The following is a 16471-nucleotide window of genomic DNA, read 5'->3' on the forward strand; positions in this document are numbered from 1 at the left end:
TTCCAAGGCAGCCTCTCGAGGGGGGAGTCAGCGGTCGAGCGCTCGTGCCGGGACGCCGCGGACGAGCCGTCCGGGTGCCACGTCTCTCACGACGACGGCACCCGCGGCGATCACCGCATCGGCACCGACCTGCACGCCAGGCAGCACGGTCGCGCCGGCGCCCACAAGCGTACATGCACCGATGCTCACAGAGCCGAGGAGCGTCGCACCCGGCGCGACGTGTGCGAAGTCACCGACCGCGCAGTCGTGCTCGACGGTCGCGCGGGTGTTGACGATGACGCCGCGGCCGACGCTCGCCCCCGGTCCGACGTGCGCGTGCTCGAGGACCTGGGTGCCGGCGGCCACCGGTGACCCGGCGGTCGCCGTCCGGGCGACGAGCGTGCCGAGCCGAAGCCCGAGCCCCTCGACCTCGGCCGTGACGCGGGACCGGACGGCGCTGTCTCCGATGCACACGAGGAGCTCGGCGTCCGCGGTCTCGACCTCGTCGAGCGTGTCGACCACCGGCACCGTCCAGCCAGGAGCGCCACCAGGGGCGACGACCGCCCGCACGTCTCGTCCGAGGCGACTCGCGACGTCCGCGACGCTGCGCGCGTGCCCGCCGCCACCGAGGAGGATCAGGGCAGTCACGATGTCGCCTGTCGGTACGTGGCGTGCATGCCGCCATACTAGAGCCGCGGTCCGCACGGATCGTCGGCGGCGCGGGAGAGGACGGTCGTGATCGGCAGGGCTGTGGTCCGGGGCACGGGCTCCATCGGTGCCCGGCACCTTCGCGTCTTGAGAGCTCTCGGAGTCCAGGACCTCGTGGCGGTCCCGGTCCGGCTCGGGCGCGTGAGCTCGCCGGAGCTCGGCGACGCGCGCGTCGCCGCCGCGCTCCCGCAGGACGCGGACGTCGTCGTGGTGGCGACGGACACCGCGCGCCACGTCGACGACGCGATCGAGGCGCTCGACGCCGGCGCGGGCGTCGTCCTCGTCGAGAAGCCGCTCTGTGCCGACGCCGTGGACGCCGCGCCGCTGCTCGCCCATCCGCGGCGGGACCGTGTTCGCGTCAGCGCCCCCCTGCGCTTCCACGAGGGCCTGCGCGAGGCCCGCGCGGCGGTGGCGGCGCTGCCCGGGGGTCCGGTCGCGGCCCGGGTCGTCGCACAGAGCTGGTTGCCGGACTGGCGACCCGAGCGGGACTACCGCGACTCGTACTCGGCACGTCCGGGGGAGGGCGGCGTCCTGCGCGACCTCGTCCACGAGATCGACTACACGCTGTGGACCTTCGGCCACCCGGTCGCTCTCGAGGGGCACTCGTCAGCCGTCCCGTCGCCGGTGCTCGGCCTCCCGGTCGACGAGTCGGCGGACCTCGCGTGGCGCACCGCGGACGGCGCCGACGTCTCGATCCGCATCGACTACGTCACACGCCCGGCGCGCCGCTCGATGCTCGTGACGTCGCCGCACGGGTCGGTGCTCTGGGACGTCCTCGGCGCCCGCGTCGAGACCGTCGGCGCCGACGGGTCCGTCGCGTCGACCGAGTACCCTCAGGACCACGATCGCGACGTGATCCTCTCCCGTCAGACCCAGGCCCTGCTCGCGCTCGGTGCGGGGCAGGACGACGACCTGCTCGATCTGGAGACCGCGCTGCTCGCGGTGCGGATCGGGGAGCGGGTCCGGGAAGCGACAAGCCAACGACGTACGGAGTTCGCGTGAGCATGAGAGTCCTTGCCGTCATCCCTGCGAGGGGAGGGTCCAAGGGCCTTCCGGGCAAGAACGTCCGGCCGCTCGCGGGCGTCCCGCTGATCGGGCACACCGTGCGGTGCGCGCGAGAGCTGCGGTCGGTGGCCCGGGCGATCGTCACCACCGACGACCCGGGGATCGCCGGCGTCGCGAAGGAGTACGGGGCCGACGTCCCGTTCCTGCGCCCGGACGAGCTGGCGCGCGACGACACCCCGATGGCGCCCGTGATCCGGCACGCGCTCGAGGCCGTCGAGGCGGAGGAGGGCGAACCCTACGACGCCGTCCTCCTCCTCGACCCCACGAGCCCGGGGCGCGACCCCGCCAAGATCGAGCAGGCCGTGGGGATGCTCGGCGCGCGCCCGGAGATCGACGGCGTCGTGAGCGTCTCGGCCCCTCGCTTCGACCCCCTGTGGGTGGGAGTCGAGACGGGCGCGGACGGGGTGCTGCACCGGTACTTTCCCGAGGCCGCGGGGATCACCCGGCGGCAGGACACACGCCGGACCTACCTGCGCATCAACGGCTCCTTCTACCTGTGGCGGGCGGACTACGTCCGGGCGCTCTCCTCGAGCTGGCTCGACGAGGGGACCTTCGCCGCGTTCGAGATCCCCGAGAACGAGGCGTTCTCGATCGACGACGAGGAGGAGTTCCGGCTCGTCGAGGCTCTGGCGTCGGCCGGCGTGCTGCGGCTCCCGGAGGCGGGTGACGCGGCATGAGCGGGTACCGCCCGACGAGCGAGCTCTTCTCGCTGCGCGACCGGGTGGCCCTGGTGACCGGCGGCGCCGGCCCGCTCGGCTCGGTCCTCGCGCGCACGCTCGCCGACTCCGGCGCGCACGTCTGCCTGGTCGACCGTGACGAGGCCGCGTGCGCCCGCGCGCTCGAAGCGCTCCGGGACGTCGCCGACGGGGACCACTCCGCTCTCGTCGTCGACCTCATGGCCGACGACGCGGCCGACACGGTCCTCACCGCCGTCGAGGGCACCTACGGGCACCTCGACGTGCTCGTGAACAACGCGGCGTTCACCGGCACCAGCGGCGTGCCAGGGTACGCCGTCCCGTTCGCCGAGCAGACCTCCGAGGCGTTCCTGGCCGCGACACGGCTCAACCTCCTCGTGCCGTTCGCTCTCACCCAGCGAGCGGCCGAGCTCCTCGCCGCCTCCGGCCGGGGATCGGTCGTCAACATCTCCTCGATCTACGGCCTGGTCGGGCCGAACATGCGTCTCTACGACGGCACCACCATGGGCAACCCCGCCGCGTACGGCGCGACGAAAGGTGGCGTTGGCCAGCTGACGCGGTACCTGTCGACCGTGCTCGCGCCGCGGGTCCGCGTGAACGCCGTCGCCCCGGGCGGGATCGCCCGGGGCCAGGACGAGCGGTTCGTCGAGCGGTACTCCGGGCTGACGCCCCTGGCTCGGATGGCGACCGAGGACGACATGCGCGGGGCGGTCGCGTGGCTCGCGAGCGACGCGGCCTCGTACGTGACCGGTCAGACCGTCGCGGTCGACGGCGGCTGGACAGCCTGGTAGCAGCACCCGTCCTCGCCCGTCGCCCTCACGGACACCCAGGTGAAATCGAATGACTCGTAACGGCCTGCTCTACCTGATCGGTGCTGCGGTCCAGGGCCTCGCCGTGCTCGCCGTGACCCCCTTCGCCACGCGTCTGCTGGGCGAGGCGGAGTACGGAAAGGTCGCCCTGGCGATCGTCCTCACGCAGACCGTGGCGACGGTCCTCGCCGCCGGCTTTCCCCAGCTCATCCTCCGGGACCACCAGCGGGGTGAGGACGGGGTCCGCGACGCGCGCGTGTTCGTCGGGATCATGATCGTCGGGGCGATGGGGGCCGCCACCCTCGGGGCCGTCGCGGCACTGCTCCTCCTGCTGGCCGGGTCGAGCGCGGCCGCGCTCACGGTGCTCGTCGTGACCGTGGGCTCCGCGGGCCTCACCTGCGTCATCGCCTGCCAGTCCGTCTTCCGCGCCACCGAGCGGCCGCTCGCGTTCGCCACGATGGCGATCGCCTCCACCCTCGGCGCGCAGCTCGTCGGCATCGGCCTGTCGTCGTTCAGCCGCACGGCCGAGGCCTATCTCCTCGGCTTCATGGCGGCGTTGCTCGGGCTCGCCGTGGTCGCCGTCGTGGTCACCCGACCCGTCTGGCCGTGGCACGACCTGCCGCGCACCCGGACGGCCACGCGCACGGCGCTCACCATGCTCCCGCACGGCGTGGCGATGCTCGTCCTGCTCAGCGGGGACACCATCATCGCCGGCGTGTTCCGAGGGCCGACGGCGGTGGCGACGTATCAGCCGGCCCTGCTCCTCGGGAACGTCGCGTTCGTCGCGGCGACAGCGATCTACAACGCATGGGGACCCGCGGTCTACCGCCGGGACCCGCGGACCCGGTGGCAGTGGACGGGTCGATCGGCGGTCCTCTTCGGGCTGCTCCTCGCCGGGGTCGGCGCGTTCGTGACCGTCGTCGCGCCGTGGGCGGTGGCGATCCTGACGGGTCCGGAGTTCGACCGCACCACCATCGTCACGCTGGTCAGCATCCTGGCGTGGACCGCGGTGCCGTACGTCCTCTACCTGGCGTGCAGCCTCGCGCTCATCGAGCACGGGCGGACCGGACGCCTCGCGGGGGTGGCGTCCGTGATCGCCGTGGTGTTCGTGCTCGGCGGCGGGCTCGCCGTCGCCGGGAGCGGCCTGGAGGCGCTCGCGGTGGCCAAGCTGGTCGCGTACAGTCTGCTCTTCGTAGCGACCTGGCGGGCCGCGTCGTCGGACGTGCCCCTCCGTTTCGTGGGCTGGCCCGCCTGGGTGGCCGGCGGAGTTCCGATCATCGTCGTCTCCGCCGCGCTCGCGGCTCCCGGTACGGTCGTCATCGTCGTCGCACTCATCAGCCTGCCCCTGCTGGCCGTGGCCGCCTGGGTGCAGCGTGCCCGCTCGTCCGCGAGCGCGGCGAGCAACGAGTAGATGGAGGCTTCAGCACACATGAGACCGATCCTGCACATGGGCCTCGGGTGGGACGACTTCCACCTGCGTGCGCTCGTCGACGCGGGCTTCGCCACGAAGGACCTCGTGCTGGTCGCGCGGACCCGCGCCAACACCGGTTGGGCCCAGCGCAACGCCCCGGACGCCGAGGTCGTATACCTCCCGTACGAGGAGGCGCTGAAGACGAACCCGGTCGTCGGGACGACGGTCCGGCCGGCGCTGGCCCGCGCCGCCGAGGGCGCCGGCCTCGACCCGTGGGACGTCGTGCTCAGCGAACGTGCGCTCCGTCGTCGCCCGGCCGACGTCGGCATCTCGTTCGCGAACCTCGCGGCGGAGACGCTCGAGGGCGTCGTCGACGGACCGACGATCGCGATCGCCGAGTTCACCGTGACCAGCGAGATCGTCCTCTCCGGGCTCGTCGCGGCGGCCGGGGGCCTCCAGTTCTGGCCTCGCACGCTGCGGCACCCGAGCGACCGTTTCGCACTCCTCTCGACCCCGCGCGGCATCACCCCCGTCCCGCGCAAGCACCCGGTCGACATCGCGCAGGAGGAGTCCGACTCGCTGCTCGCCGACGTGGTCGAGGGGCGAAAGCGGCCCAACTACTTCGTCGCGAACTCGCAGGCCGAAGGAGCCTCCGAGATCTTCCGGCTGGCGAAGGACCGTGTCAACGAGTTCCGCCTCGAGCACGGGAAGAACCTCCAGCTCCCGCAGGTGCGGGACTACGTCCACCTCCCCTGGCTCAACGTGGTGCGCGGGCGCATGAACCTGCGTCACTACCGCACGCGCGAGTGGGATGCCGCGCCGACCGGTCGCTACGTCCTCTTCCCGTTCCACGTCCAGCCGGAGTCTTCGGTGGACGTCATCGCGCCCGAGTGGCGGGACCAGGTCCACGCAGCCGTCCGCCTCGCCGACGCGCTCGAGCCGCACGGCATCCAGCTCGTCGTGAAGGAGCACCAGAACTTCATCTGGCGGCGAGACCCGTCCTTCTGGGAGCAGCTGGACGCGCACAGGAACATCGCGGCCGTCGACCCGACGTCGAACACCACCGAGCTCGCCGTGGGGGCGGAGTTCACCTTCACGCCGACCGGCACCGCGGGGCTCGAGGGCGCGGTCCGGGGCCAGCGCGTGGTGATGGGCGCTGCCATGCCGTGGACGGTCCTGCCCAACGTGGCTCTCGTCCGAGACGGTGATGCGATGGCGGAGTTCGTCGCCGGTCGCGGCTGGGAGACGCTCGCGCCCGATCGTGCAGCCCTGCGGACGTGGTGGCACGACGTTCACTTGGCGAACAGCTACCCTGGCGTGGCGCTCGACCCGCCTCGCTTCCCCGCCGTGATGAGCCCGGAGAATCTCCGCGGTTTCGGCGAGGCGTACGCGGAGGCGGCGAGCGTCGTCGAGGACAGGAGCTCGCGACCTGCCGGCTCGGCGGACGCGACGGCCTGACCGGAACGACCCCGGTCCACCGGGCCGGGTGGCGGGCGGCGCGCGGCGCCGTGACCGAGGAACGACTGGAGGCATTGTGCTCGAGTGGCTGTCGACCGCTCATCTCGGCGTGGTCGCCGTGCTGCTGCTCTGGGTCCCAGGGCTGGCGGTCGGGTACCTCGGGGGACTCCGCGGCCTCGTTGCATGGGGGAGCGCGCCGCTGCTCTCCTCGCTCGTCGTCGGAATCTCCGCGATCGGCGGCGGGCTGCTCGGCGTGCGGTGGTCGCTGCTCGTGGTCGCAGCCGGCACGGTCGTGTTCGCAGGCGTCGCCTGGCTGGCGAGGCTCGTCTCCGGAGGATGGCGATCGCCGTTCGTCGCGCGAGGGCTGCGTGCACGTAAGCAGGTCTTCGTCACCGTGACCGTCGCGGTGCTCGTCGCCGCCGCGTTGCAGGCGCGGCGCCTGATGGGCGCCTTCGGCGGACCCGACCAGTTTCCGCAGACCTACGACACTCCGTACCACCTGAACTCGCTGCGACTCATGCTCGAGACCGGGGACGCGTCCTCGCTCAAGATGACGCTGACGACCCCGGAGCTCGCGTCGTCCTTCTACCCGGGCCTGTGGCACGGGTTCGTCACTCTCGTGCTGGAGTTGACAGGCAGCACCGACGTCGTCGCGGGAGCCAACTGGACCACCCTCGTCATCGCGTGCCTCGTGTGGCCCGCCTCGGCCCTCGTGCTGGCCCGCGTGCTGTTCGGGCCACGGCCGGTCCTGCTCGGCCTCACCGCGGTCATGGCGTTCTCCATGACGCAGTTCCCCAACCAGTTCACGGCCTTCGGGATCCTCTACCCGAACCTGCTCGCGTACGCGCTCCTGCCCACGGTGATCGCGCTCGCGTGGCTGACCCTCTGGCACGGTCGCGGACGTCGTCGGGTCGCCCCGCTCGCGCTGACGGGCGCGGGTCTCGTGGTGATGATCCTGGCCCATCCGAACGCCCTGTTCACGGTGGGCTACGTCGTGCTGCCCCTGCTCGTCCACTTCGTCGCGCACGTGAGCCGGCGCGCATGGGTGGGAGGTCGCCGCGCGACAGCGATCGCCGCCCCGGTCGTGCTCGCCGTCGGCTGCGCCGCCGCCTACTGGGTGGTCGGGCTCGTCCCCATGGTCGCCGAGTTCCGGACCCAGGTCTCGTGGCCGGCGCGGCTGTCCAGGACGGACGCGATCAACGACGCCGTCGGCCTGGCCGCGATGCACCCGGACGGGCAGGCGAACCTGTTCGTCGCTGGCCTGCTCCTCGTCGGTGCCGTCGTGGCGCTCGTCGTCAGCCGGTGGCGCTGGCTTCCGTTCTCCTACGCGCTCCTGGCGATGCTCTTCATCGTTGCGGCGAGCTCGGGAGAGTCGACCCGCGAGCTGCTGACGGGCTACTGGTACGGGGACGTCCAGCGCCTCGCCGCGCTCCTCCCGCTCCTGGGCGTCCCTCTCGCTACCATCGGCCTGACGGCCGTGGTCGACGGGCTCGCGCGACTCGCCCGTGACTATCGCTCGGACCCGCGCTGGTTGCGGGCGACGTCGTTCCCGGTGCTCGCCGTCGTCGCGGCTCTCCTCGTGCTCGTCGTCCTGCCTCGGACGGACCCGTACACCGGGTCGATCCGTTACGTCCGCGACGCCTACTCGACACCGGAGGCCGGTCGGGACAACGCGTTCGTGGACGAGGACGAGGTCGCGATGATGGACGAGATCGAGCAGATCGTCCCAGAAGGTGTCGTGATCGCGGGCAACCCGTGGAACGGTGCGAGCATGACCTGGGCGCTCGCGGATCGCGAGTCGCTGTTCCCCCACAGCAAGAGTCTTACGACAGAGGACCAGGACCTGATCGCCCAGAGGCTCGGGGACGCCGGGACCGACCAGGCGGTGTGCGAGGCGCTCGAGCGGACAGGGGTGGAGTACGTCCTGACCTCGGACAGCATGCTGTGGGGCCGCCACCCCGAGGGGTTCGAGGGGCTCGACGCTCGCGAGGTGCGCAGGGTCGGGGAGGTCGTCGCGCGGGAGGGCGACGTCCGTCTGTGGCGGATCACCGCCTGCGACGGGTGACGGCGGCGTCGGTCGACGGGCGACGCACCGGATAGGCTGGCCCGGCTGTCGTGCCGAGACTAGGAGTGTGCGTGGACGCGGATCTTGTCGTCGTGGGGTCGGGCTTCTTCGGCCTGACCGTCGCTGAGCGGATCGCCGAGGAGTACGGCCGGAAGGTCCTTGTGATCGACCGTCGGCCGCACATCGGCGGCAACGCGTTCAGCGAGGCCGAGAAGACGACGGGGATCGAGGTGCACCGCTACGGGGCGCACCTCTTCCACACGTCGAACGAGCGCGTGTGGGAGTACGTCAACCGGTTCACGGCGTTCACGAGCTACGTCCACCGGGTGTACACGACGCACCGGGGCGAGGTCTTCCCGATGCCGATCAACCTCGGGACGATCAACCAGTTCTTCCGGTCGGCGCACGGCCCCGACGCCGCGCGCGAGCTCGTCAAGGAGCTCTCCGCCGAGCTGGGGGGCAAGAAGCCGGAGAACCTCGACGAGCAGGGCGTCTCCCTCATCGGGCGTCCGCTGTACGAGGCGTTCATCCGCGAGTACACCGCGAAGCAGTGGCAGACCGACCCGCGTGAGCTGCCGGCGTCGATCATCTCCCGCCTGCCCGTGCGCTACACGTACGACAACCGGTACTTCAACGACGCGCACGAGGGCCTGCCGGTCGACGGGTACACCGCGTGGCTCGAGCGGATGGCGGACCACCCGAACATCGAGGTCCGCCTCGGGGTCGACTTCTTCGACGAGTCGCAGCCGGTGAGCAAGGGCAACGTCGTGGGGAACGTCCCCGTCGTCTACACGGGACCGGTCGACCGCTACTTCGACTACGCCGAGGGCGACCTGTCGTGGCGCACCCTCGACTTCGAGGAGGAGGTGCTCCCGGTCGGCGACTTCCAGGGGACCTCCGTGATGAACTATGCCGACGCGGACGTGCCGTACACGCGCATCCACGAGTTCCGGCACTTCCACCCCGAGCGCGACTACCCGACGGACAAGACCGTCGTCATGCGGGAGTTCTCGCGGTTCGCCGAGCGCGCCGACGAGCCGTACTACCCGGTGAACACGGCGGCGGACCGTGAGCGCCTGCTCAAGTACCGCGACCTCGCCGCGGCGGAGCAGGACGTGCTCTTCGGAGGGCGTCTGGGCACGTACAAGTACCTCGACATGCACATGGCGATCGGTGCGGCCCTCTCGATGGTCGACAACAAGCTCGCCCCGCACTTCGGTCGGGGCACCTCGATCGAGAGCGGCGGCGTCGACGCCTGACCTCCCACGTCGCCCGCGCGGTCGTCGCGCGACGCCCGCGTCTGGTGGCGCGCACCCGGAGGGTGCGCGCCACCGGCGTCAGGAGACCGTGATCCGCTCGGTGGCGACCAGCCGCGCCAGCACGGCCTCGTCCTCGGCCAGCGCCCGAGCGCGGCTGGGGGAGAGCTGCACGACGGACCCGTCGTCGGCCAGGACGGCGAGCACCGTGCGGAGCGCCTCCTCGAGGGTGGTGCCGCCCCGTGCCAGGACGCGGGCGCCCGGGGTCGCGCCCTCCGGGGACGGAGAGCCCGGGACGAGGTCGGCGTGCGAGACGACGGTTCCGGTGGCGCTCTCGAGCGCGGCCGCCGCGCGGTCCGGCTCCGGAGCCCAGCCGACCTGGTCCCCGTACGTCATCACGGCGGAGGCGGCGTCGACGGCGCCGGCCGGGAGGTCGCCGTCGAAGCGCCGTGCCAGCGCGGGCAGCGCGACGGCCACGAGCTCGGCGCGGGTGCCGGCCCAGAGGCCCGGGCGTGTCGTCACGACGACGTCCGGTCGCGTGGCGCCCGTACCCGTCGTACCGTCGTCTCCAGCGGGCGCGAGCACGACCGTGGCCCCGACGCGCCATGCGGCGAGCGCCCAGACGACCGTGCGCCAATGCACGGGAAGGTCGAGAACCACGCGTGCGCCGGGGCCGGCATCGAATTCTTCGACGAGAAGGTTGGTCGTCTTGTTGACCCAGTTCTCGAGCACGGCGCCGGAGAGCTCGACGCGTTCGCCGTCGTCGCCGTACCACGTGAGCCGCGGCCGGCCCGGGTCCCGGGTGACGAGACGTAGCAGGTCAGAGACGTGCGCGGGGCGCTCGGCGCGGGGGCCGGCGGGATGGGGAGCGGTCACCATGGACACCACCCTAGAGTGCTGGTATCGGCTCCCGACATGTCGGAATTTCACCCCTCGCCTCCTCCTCGCTATCACATTTCGGCTTGACGCCTGAGGACGACACGCGTGTAATTTCTTCAATGCAGTTTCCGGCGGGGTTCTCGCCACGAGGCCCGGCGAACGGCATGAAGGGGCGCACGATGTGGAACATGCTGGACGGGACGGGAGGGGTCTTCCCCTCCGACGCTGAACGAGAGGTGGAGCGCGTGGCACCGGTGCTGCCGCTCTTCGGTGAGCCGGTCGACGACTCGCTCATGGGGTGGCAGGAGCGGGCGCTGTGCGCCCAGACGGACCCCGAGGCCTTCTTCCCGGAGAAGGGCGGGTCCACGCGCGAGGCCAAGAAGGTCTGCACGGGCTGCGAGGTCCGCGCGGAGTGCCTGGAGTACGCGCTGGAGAACGACGAGCGGTTCGGCATCTGGGGCGGTCTCTCGGAGCGCGAGCGCCGCAAGCTCAAGCGCCGCGTCGTCTGACGACGAGCGCACCGCGGGCGGTCCTCGTCCGGGTGCCGAGCCGCACAGTGACGGGGTCACGACACCCCGCCACACCGGGGCGCGCAAATGCCGCGCCCGGAGCCGTGTCCGTCGCATGATCGACGGGACATGACTTCCTCCGACCTCACCACCTCCGCGCGCAGTGCACGCCCCGGCGCCCTCACGCCGGGGGCGGCGGCGCGTGCCGCCGCTGTGCCGGGCGTCGTCGCGGCACCCGAGATCGTCGCCGCCGTCACCGGGGCGCTTCCCGTCGTCACGACCGTCACGGCCGTGGTCGTCACGCGCGGCAGCACGCCGTTCCTCGCGCACACGATGGCCGCGCTGCGCGCCCAGACGACGAGCCCGCACGCGGTCGTCGTCGTCGACGCCACGACCGGCGACGCGACGCGCGAGCACCAGGGCCTCCAGCTGGGGGACGCGCGGTTCGTCGCGGCCCCGCGGGCCCGCTCGTTCGGGGACGCGGTCGACGCCGCGCTCGCGCACGTCGAGCCGGGCACGTGGCTCTGGCTGCTCCACGACGACTCGGCGCCCGCGCCGGACGCGCTCGCCGAGCTCCTGCGCGCGGTCGAGCACTCGACCGCGGTCGCGGTGGCCGGGCCCAAGCAGGAGCGGTGGACGGTGGGCACCGGGACCGGTCCCGCCGCGCCGTTCGAGCCGGGAACGGCGAGCCGCCTCGTGGAGGTCGGCGTCACGACGACCCCGCTGGGGCGACGCATGACGGGGATCGACGACGACGAGATCGACCAGGGCCAGCACGACGCGCGCGACGACGTGCTCGCCGTCGGGCTCGCCGGCGCGCTCGTGCGTCGCACGGTGTGGCAGGAGCTCGGCGGGACCGACCCCGAGTACGGGGCGTTCGGCGACGGCCTCGACCTGTGCCGCCGGGCGCGGCTCGCCGGGCACCGCGTGATCGTCGTGCCGTCGGCGGTGGTGCGGCACGCGCAGGCGTCGCTCCTCGGGCTGCGGGACCGCCGGCGCGGCGCGACCACGCTCCCCGCACCCGACCCCGACTCCTCCTCCGCCACGCGACGGCGCTCGCAGCTCCATGCGCGGCTCGTCGGGGTCGCGGCGCCGTGGCTGCCGTTCGTCGCGCTGGCGATGGTGCTGGGTGCGCCGTTCCACGCCGCGTACCGGCTGCTCGTCAAGCAGCCGGGCCACGCACGGGACGAGCTGCTCGCCCCGCTGTGGGCGCTCGTCCGGGTCGGGCCCGTGTGGCGCGCGCGGCGCGCCGCCCGCCGCACCCGACGGCTCCCGCGTCGCGCGCTGCGTCCGTTGCGCGGCACGTGGCGCGAGGTCCTCGCCGAGCGCCGTGACCGTCGCCTGGCCCGGGCGGAGCAGCGGCGCACCGCGTGGGCACCCACCGACATCGAGCGGCGCGAGCTGCGCGCCCTCGCCCTGCGGCGGCGGGCGGGGCTCGCCGCGACCGTCGTGGTTCTCGGGGCGTACACGGCCGTCGTGTTCGGCCCGCTCGCCGGGGCGCTGCTCGCCGGCGGACGCCTCGTCGGCGGCTCGCTGCTCCCCGCGACAGGCACGCTCGGCGACGTCTGGCGCGCCGCCACGACCGGATGGGTCACGACCGGCCTCGGTGCACCGGCACCGGCCGACCCCTACGTCACGGCGCTCGTCCCCGCCTCCCTGCTCGCGGGGGGCGCGACGCAGACGGCGGTGAACCTGCTGGTGCCGGCGTGCTTCGTCGCGGCCGGGCTGGGCGCCTGGTTCGTCGCGGGGGCTCTCGTCCGCTCGGTCCCGGCGCGTGCGTGGGCCACGCTCGTGTGGGTGGCCGCACCGGCGCTGCTCGCCGCTGTCGGCGCGGGCCGGGTCGGCGCGGTGCTCGTGCACGCCACCCTCCCCTGGCTCGCGCTCGCGGTCGTCCGTGCCCTCGGGCTCCAGCGCGTCGACGCGGTCGCGCCGGCCGCGCCCGACGCCGCGCGTCCGGCCCGTCGGCGCGAGCCGGGGTCGCTCGCCGCGGCCGCGACCGCCGGCCTGCTCTTCGCCGTCGTCGTCGCCGGCTCGCCCGTGCTCCTCCCGGTCGGCGTCCTCGTGCTCGTGGTGGTCGCGGTGGGGGTGCCCGCGCACCGCCGGTACCTCGCGCTCGTGCCCGTCCCCGCCGTGGTGCTCTTCGCGCCGTTCCTCGTGCACGTGGCGAGGACCGCGAGCGACGGCGGGTGGCGCCTCCTGCTCGCCGACCCCGGCGCGCCCGTCGCCGCCACGGCCGCGCCGCCGTGGCAGCAGCTCCTCGGCCTGCCGGTGCCGCCGGACGCATGGTTCGGCCTCGACGGCTCGGGCGCCGTCGACCTGCTCGCGCGGTGGGCGCCGTTCGCGGCCGGGGCGGTGGTGGTCGCGCTCGCGGTCGTGGCCGTGCTCCGCGGCCGTCGCCTCGCCGTCGGCGCGTGGTTCGTCGCGGCGATCGGCCTCGCGACAGCGATCCTCGCCGGCTCGACCGTCGTCGCGGCCGGGACGACGCCGGACGCTCCGGTGACGGGCTGGCCCGGGGCGGGCACCTCGCTCGCGCTGCTCGCGCTCCTCGGCGCCGCGCTCGTCGGGGTGCCGCGGCTGCCCGACGGCGGCGCCCCGCCCTGGCGGTCGGGTGCGGTCGTCGCGCTCGGGCTCGTCGTGACGCTGCTCCCGCTGGGCACCGCGGCCTCGTGGACGGCGGGCGTGCTCGACCGGGACGACGCGCGGGTCGGCGCGGTCCGCGCGACGACCCAGCCCGTCGTCCCGCCGGTCGGCCGACAGATGCAGACCTCCCCGCGCCAGGCCCGGGTGCTCAGCCTCGAGCCCGGGCCGGGCGGGGTGGCCGAGTACGCGGCCCTGCGCTCGGACGGGCCGCAGGCCGTCGACTCCTCGGTCGTCGTGGAGGCGTGGCGGGCCGCGGACCCCGGCGCCACGGAGGGAGAGCTGCCCCGGCTCGTCGCCGACCTCGTCTCCGGGACGTCCGCAGACGTGGCCGACGGCCTCGGGCGCGTCGGCGTGGGCGCGGTGCTCCTGCCGGCGTCGGCCGAGCAGGACCAGGCGCGCGCGGAGCTCGTGGCGCGCCTCGACACGGTGCCCGGGCTCGAGCGCATGACGGAGGGCCAGGCGGGACTGCTGTGGCGCGTGGCGCCCGAGGGGGTCGACCCCTCCTGGGCGCGGGTCGAGTCGGCCGCGGGGACGCAGCCGATCGACGCCGACCGTCAGGCGCTGCGACCGGTCGACACGGCCGTGCCGGCGGGGTCCGAGGACCGTGTCGTCGTGCTCGCGGAGGACGCCTCGTCCGGGTGGCGGGCGACGCTTGACGGCCGCCCTCTGGAGGCCGTCGACCCGTCGACCACCGGTGGGCTCCAGGCGTTCGCCCTCGGCGCCGCCGACGGGCGCCTCGAGGTGTTCCACGCGGCGGATCACCGGTCGGGCTGGATGACGGTGGCAGGGGTGACCCTGCTCGTGTACGTGCTGCTCGCGGTGCCGGTACGGCGTCGGCGGGCGGGGACGAGGTAGCGCTGTGACGACGCAGGACGAGAACGGTCAGGGCCGGGCGGCCCCCGACCAGGCGGGCGGCGGGACGTCCCGCGGCAGCCGGCGCGGGGTCGTGCGACGCGTCACGACGACGGGCGCCGGCCTCGTCGGGATGCTCGCGGTGGGCGCCGTGGCGGCGTTCGGGAGCACGGGCGCGACCCTCTTTCCCGCCGCACCTTCCCCCGTCGACGCGGTCGAGCAGGTCGCCGTCGAGCCGGGCCCGGAGGTCACGGTCTGCCCTGGTCCCGCGCGGCTCACCGACCCGGAGACGGTCGGCGACGCGCAGTTCGGCCCGGCGCCGGTGGGCACCGAGAGCAGTCTGCGCGCCGTCGTGGAGGGCGACGGGTCGGCCGAGCTCGGCGCGTTCGACGGCACGGCCGCGCGCGCCGACCCCCGGACCCTCGAGCGCGCCCCCGACGCGGACGCGACGGTGAGCACCGTCGAGGACCCGGCCACGGGCACGGTCCTGACCGTCCGCCCGGGCGAGGGTGCGGGGCCGCGGGTCGCGGCGTCGGTCGGGTCCGTGACGAGCGCGGGCGACCTGCGCGGCCTCGCTGCCGCGAGCTGCTCGCGGCCCGGCATCAGCCAGTGGCTCGTCGGCGGGAGCACCCAGATCGGCAGCAGCACCCAGCTCGTGCTCCAGAACCCGGGCCTCACCCCGGCGGTCGTGCAGGTCGACGTCTGGGGCCAGGGCGGCGCGGCCGTGCTCTCGGGGGGCGGGCAGCAGCTCGTGGGCCCGGGCGAGGAGGTCGTGACGCTCGTCGAGGCCGCCGCCCCCGAGCAGCGGCGCCTCGTCGTGCACGTCTCGGCGACGGGCGGGCTCGTGTCCGCATACCTCCAGCACTCCACGCTCGACGGGCTGGTCCCGCTCGGTGTCGACTACGTCGTGCCGGGCGCGGAGCCGGCGCAGGACCTGGCACTCGCCGGCGTCGCCAGCGTCGGCGAGGCCGTCGACGACCCGCACGCCCCCCAGCTGCGCCTCCTCGCCCCGGGCGACGCGGCCGGGACGGCGCGCGTGACCGTCTTCGGCGCGGACGGCCCCGTGCCGCTGCGCGGCGTGGAGGACGTCGCCCTCACGCCCGGGGTCGTCACGGACGTCTCGCTCGGCGGTCTCCCCGCAGGGTCGTACGCCGTGGCCGTGCACGCGGACGTCCCCGTCGTCGCGGGCGCGTCGGTCGACCGGCGGGGCGAGCCCGACCCCGACCTGCTGCGCGAGGAGCGTCAGTACGACCGGGCGTGGATCGCGGCCCGCGCGCTGGCGCCCGCCACGAGCGCCCCCGCGGGCGGGGACGCCCCGGTCGACGAGGACGGCGCGCGCGCCGGTCAGGTCGCACTCGTCCCCGGGACGTCGTCGGCGCTGACCCTCGCGGCGGTCCCGACGACGGACGCGGCCGAGGACGGCGACGACGCGGCCGGACGCCTCGAGCTCCGCGTCCGCGCCTACGACGAGGCCGGTGCCGAGGCCGGGACGACGACCGTGACGCTCGCTGCCGGCACGGCGCAGACCCTCGACCCGTCCACGCTGCGGGCCGAGGGCTCGGAGGCGGTGGTCGCGGCCGTGACGGTCGACGTCGTCGGTGCGCGCGAGGATCTGGACCCGGTCTGGTCGGTCACGGCGAGCGCGGGTCCGCCGAGCGGTGCCGACGACGACGAGACACCGAGCCTGCTCTCCGTCCTGCTGCCGGTCGTCGACGCGCCTGCGCCCGGCGAGGTCGCGGTCCGCGCGTCGGACACCGCGGGGCTGGGGTACTAGGGACCGGCGCCGGCTCAGCGGTCGCCGGTGTACCGGGGGTCGATCTCCTCCGGGGTCCGCGCGAGCAGGTGCGCGACCTGCTCGACGAGCACGTCACGGACGAGGTCCTCCAGGTCCTCGGCGTCGAACGCGCGCGCCTCGACCGGGCGCCGGTAGACGACGATGCGGGCGGGCTGTCCCGACTCCGCGGGGAAGCACCGGCCGAGCGGCACGCCGCCGTCCTCCCAGGGTGCCGGGTCGGAGGGCGGGACGTCCTCGACCGCGAACTCCGTCCCGCGCAGCTGCTTGGCCCACGAGCGCTCGACCCGCTCCACCACGTCGGCCAACGACGCGGAGTAACTCTACCCCCCCCAGCCGCACCCCGGGTCCGT

13 protein-coding genes are annotated in these 16471 nt (G+C 74.2%); 10 read left to right on the top strand and 3 right to left on the bottom strand.

The annotated features are described in order from the left end of the window. Positions 1 to 27 precede the first annotated feature (27 nt). On the bottom strand, positions 28 to 627 hold the full coding sequence (locus tag ACFWH7_RS05715; protein ID WP_378215504.1) for a NeuD/PglB/VioB family sugar acetyltransferase: 600 nt from the start codon (positions 625 to 627) through the stop codon (positions 28 to 30). Positions 628 to 729: 102 nt separating this feature from the next. Here ACFWH7_RS05715 and ACFWH7_RS05720 point away from each other — a divergent pair, with 102 nt between their 5' ends. The 7 genes from ACFWH7_RS05720 to glf all read left to right on the top strand — a co-directional run bounded on the left by ACFWH7_RS05720 (position 730) and on the right by glf (position 9449). Beyond that, positions 730 to 1689 carry a Gfo/Idh/MocA family protein gene (locus tag ACFWH7_RS05720; protein WP_378215524.1) on the top strand — a complete coding sequence of 320 codons (960 nt, stop codon included), beginning with the start codon at positions 730 to 732 and terminating at the stop codon, positions 1687 to 1689. A 2-nt stretch (positions 1690 to 1691) separates the two neighbouring features. Further along, positions 1692 to 2429: an acylneuraminate cytidylyltransferase family protein gene (locus tag ACFWH7_RS05725; protein WP_378215525.1), complete on the top strand. Its 738-nt coding sequence runs from the start codon at positions 1692 to 1694 to the stop codon at positions 2427 to 2429. After that, positions 2426 to 3238, top strand: coding sequence for an SDR family oxidoreductase (locus ACFWH7_RS05730; RefSeq protein WP_378215505.1), 813 nt, complete (start codon positions 2426 to 2428; stop codon positions 3236 to 3238). Before ACFWH7_RS05725 ends, ACFWH7_RS05730 begins: the two co-directional genes overlap by 4 nt. A 49-nt stretch (positions 3239 to 3287) precedes the next feature. Continuing rightward, positions 3288 to 4667, top strand: a complete 1380-nt coding sequence (locus ACFWH7_RS05735; protein ID WP_378215506.1) for a lipopolysaccharide biosynthesis protein — start codon at positions 3288 to 3290, stop codon at positions 4665 to 4667. A gap of 18 nt (positions 4668 to 4685) precedes the next feature. Next, on the top strand, positions 4686 to 6125 hold the full coding sequence (locus ACFWH7_RS05740) for a hypothetical protein (RefSeq protein WP_378215507.1): 1440 nt from the start codon (positions 4686 to 4688) through the stop codon (positions 6123 to 6125). Between the two features lie 76 nt (positions 6126 to 6201). Next, positions 6202 to 8190 (top strand): DUF6541 family protein, encoded by a 1989-nt coding sequence (locus ACFWH7_RS05745; protein ID WP_378215508.1) that lies wholly within the window; start codon positions 6202 to 6204, stop codon positions 8188 to 8190. Positions 8191 to 8261: 71 nt separating this feature from the next. Beyond that, a complete protein-coding gene (glf, locus tag ACFWH7_RS05750; RefSeq protein ID WP_378215509.1) occupies positions 8262 to 9449 on the top strand; it encodes a UDP-galactopyranose mutase in 1188 nt (395 codons plus the stop codon). Between the two features lie 78 nt (positions 9450 to 9527). Here the strand turns inward: glf and ACFWH7_RS05755 are convergent, their stop codons facing one another. Further along, a complete protein-coding gene (locus ACFWH7_RS05755; RefSeq protein WP_378215510.1) occupies positions 9528 to 10325 on the bottom strand; it encodes a TIGR03089 family protein in 798 nt (265 codons plus the stop codon). 179 nt (positions 10326 to 10504) lie between these two features. Here ACFWH7_RS05755 and ACFWH7_RS05760 point away from each other — a divergent pair, with 179 nt between their 5' ends. The 3 genes from ACFWH7_RS05760 (at position 10505) to ACFWH7_RS05770 (ending at position 16100) form a co-directional block, all read left to right on the top strand. Further along, the gene (locus ACFWH7_RS05760) at positions 10505 to 10834 is read left to right on the top strand and encodes a WhiB family transcriptional regulator (RefSeq protein WP_082141085.1); all 330 of its coding nucleotides are present in this window, start codon (positions 10505 to 10507) and stop codon (positions 10832 to 10834) included. Positions 10835 to 10963: 129 nt separating this feature from the next. Continuing rightward, the gene (locus tag ACFWH7_RS05765) at positions 10964 to 14329 is read left to right on the top strand and encodes a glycosyltransferase (RefSeq protein ID WP_378215511.1); all 3366 of its coding nucleotides are present in this window, start codon (positions 10964 to 10966) and stop codon (positions 14327 to 14329) included. A 4-nt stretch (positions 14330 to 14333) separates the two neighbouring features. Beyond that, entirely contained in the window at positions 14334 to 16100 is a 1767-nt protein-coding gene (locus ACFWH7_RS05770) for a DUF5719 family protein (RefSeq protein ID WP_378215512.1), read from the top strand. Positions 16101 to 16114: 14 nt separating this feature from the next. Here the strand turns inward: ACFWH7_RS05770 and ACFWH7_RS05775 are convergent, their stop codons facing one another. Then, on the bottom strand, positions 16115 to 16417 hold the full coding sequence (locus ACFWH7_RS05775; RefSeq protein ID WP_378215526.1) for a metallopeptidase family protein: 303 nt from the start codon (positions 16415 to 16417) through the stop codon (positions 16115 to 16117). Positions 16418 to 16471: the final 54 nt, after the last annotated feature.

The organism is Cellulosimicrobium cellulans (assembly GCF_042723955.1).
Taxonomy (GTDB): domain Bacteria; phylum Actinomycetota; class Actinomycetes; order Actinomycetales; family Cellulomonadaceae; genus Cellulosimicrobium; species Cellulosimicrobium cellulans_H.

What these genes read in the sequence shown, in the direction of transcription:
- ACFWH7_RS05725 (WP_378215525.1), top strand. Translation starts at nt 1,692, where the DNA reads ATGAGAGTCCTTGCCGTCATCCCTGCGAGGGGAGGGTCCAAGGGCCTT.
- ACFWH7_RS05730 (WP_378215505.1), top strand. Translation starts at nt 2,426, where the DNA reads ATGAGCGGGTACCGCCCGACGAGCGAGCTCTTCTCGCTGCGCGACCGG.
- ACFWH7_RS05735 (WP_378215506.1), top strand. Translation starts at nt 3,288, where the DNA reads ATGACTCGTAACGGCCTGCTCTACCTGATCGGTGCTGCGGTCCAGGGC.
- ACFWH7_RS05740 (WP_378215507.1), top strand. Translation starts at nt 4,686, where the DNA reads ATGAGACCGATCCTGCACATGGGCCTCGGGTGGGACGACTTCCACCTG.
- ACFWH7_RS05755 (WP_378215510.1), bottom strand. Translation starts at nt 10,325, where the DNA reads ATGGTGACCGCTCCCCATCCCGCCGGCCCCCGCGCCGAGCGCCCCGCG.
- ACFWH7_RS05760 (WP_082141085.1), top strand. Translation starts at nt 10,505, where the DNA reads ATGTGGAACATGCTGGACGGGACGGGAGGGGTCTTCCCCTCCGACGCT.
- ACFWH7_RS05765 (WP_378215511.1), top strand. Translation starts at nt 10,964, where the DNA reads ATGACTTCCTCCGACCTCACCACCTCCGCGCGCAGTGCACGCCCCGGC.